Origin of the sequence: Ideonella sp. B508-1, assembly GCF_000333615.1 — a bacterium.
GTDB lineage: Bacteria > Pseudomonadota > Gammaproteobacteria > Burkholderiales > Burkholderiaceae_C > Ideonella.
The window spans coordinates 1-1,605 of record NZ_BADL01000013.1; the positions used below are offsets into that span (position 1 = coordinate 1).

At 69.9% G+C, this 1,605-nt stretch carries 1 protein-coding gene and 2 pseudogenes; all 3 read right to left on the reverse strand.

The annotated features are described in order from the left end of the window. Positions 1–271, reverse strand: a pseudogene (locus I73_RS33610) (hypothetical protein); the annotation flags it as partial. Beyond that, positions 264–803: a molybdopterin-guanine dinucleotide biosynthesis protein B gene (gene mobB, locus I73_RS00905; protein ID WP_022978896.1), complete on the reverse strand. Its 540-nt coding sequence runs from the start codon at positions 801–803 to the stop codon at positions 264–266. The gene mobB and the pseudogene I73_RS33610, both read right to left, overlap by 8 nt. Before the next feature lie 13 nt (positions 804–816). Continuing rightward, positions 817–1,605, reverse strand: a pseudogene (locus I73_RS00910) (threonine synthase); the annotation flags it as partial.

Below are 1,605 nucleotides of genomic sequence, written 5' to 3' on the forward strand. Positions count from 1 at the left end.
GCGACGCCCAGGGCCGCCTGCCCTTCGCCTTTGTCGGCGAAGCCTGGAGCACGGCGGCGGACGAGGCTGGCGTGGAGGCGGGCCTGGCCGCCTGGCTGACGCCCGAGACCCTGTGCCTGCCGCACCGGGACAGCACCCGGCCCAGACCGTCGAAGGTGGACACCTCCTCGGTCAGCGTCAGCGGGTGCGAAGCTGCCAGATCGGCCAGCTGCCCGAGCACCTCTTCAAGGGCCAGCAGCGGAGGACGGGAAGTGGCAGCGGGATCAGCCATGGTGAGGCGGATGGTAGAGGTAGCGCTCGCCGCTGGCGAGCAGATGCTGCACCAGGGCTGCGGGTTCGTTCAGGTCCAGCACCGGCACGGCCGGCGGCTCGGGCAGCCGGTCGGCCGCATCGGTGGCCACCGCCACCACCCGCGGGTCCTGCGGATACAGCGGCGCCCGGCCGGGGCCGTCCGGTGCGGCACGCCAGACCTCCACCTTGGGCAGGTCGCCGTGCTTGAAGCCCTCGACCAGCACCCAGTCGCAGGGGCTCAGCTCAGCGATCAGCGCATGCGCGTCCAGTTCGCGAGGCTCGGGGTACTCGCGCATCAGCGCCAGGCGGTGGCTGTTGGCGATCAGCACCTCGCCGGCCCCGGCCTGACGATGGCGCCAGCTGTCCTTGCCGGGGTGGTCGATGTCGAAGCGGTGGTGGGCGTGCTTGATGACCGAGACGGTCTGCCCGGCCGCACGCAGGCCGGCGATCACGCCCTCCAGGAACGTGGTCTTGCCGGCCCCGGAGTTGCCGCAGACACCGATCACCCGCATGCCGTGACTGCGCTCAGTCCTGGCAGTGCTCGGCCACGAAGGCCTTGATCACGTCCACGCTGGCGGGCACCACCGTGAAGCGCTTGGGCAGCGCCTCGATGCCTTCGAGCTTGGCCGGGCGGCCCGGCTGGCGGCCCGTGGCCTCGACGATGGTCTCGGCGAACTTGGCGGGCAGCGCGGTCTCCAGCACGATCATCGGCACGCCGGCCTCCACCCGTTCGGCCGCCACTTTCACGCCATCGGCGGTGTGGGTGTCGATCAGATCGCCGAAGCGCTCAAAGGTGCTGCGGATGGTGGCCAGGCGGTCGGCATGTGTGCTCTTGCCCGACTGGAAGCCGTAGTCGCCGATGGCCGCGAACTCGGCCGGGGTGACCGTGAAGGCGCCGTCACGGGCGATGGCCTCGCCGAACAGCGCCTTGGTGCGGGCGCCGTCGCGGCCCACCAAGTCGTAGACGAAGCGCTCGAAGTTGGACGCCTTGGAGATGTCCATCGACGGACTGGAGGTCTCGTGCGTCTCGGCGCTGCCACGCACCCGGTAGGTGCCGGTGCGGAAGAACTCGTCGAGCACGTCGTTCTCGTTGGTGGCCACTACCAGATGCTTCACCGGCAGGCCCATCTGGCGGGCCACATGGCCGGCGCAGACGTTGCCGAAGTTGCCCGAGGGCACGCAGAAGCTGACCTGTTCGGGCGTGGCCTGGACGCGACCGGAGGTCGCTTGAAAATACCCGGCGAAGTAATACACCACCTGGGCCAGCAGCCGGGCCCAGTTGATCGAGTTGACGGTGCCGATCTGTACTGCGCT

Coding starts and splice junctions, on each gene's coding strand:
- mobB (WP_022978896.1), bottom strand. CDS start 803: ATGCGGGTGATCGGTGTCTGCGGCAACTCCGGGGCCGGCAAGACCACG.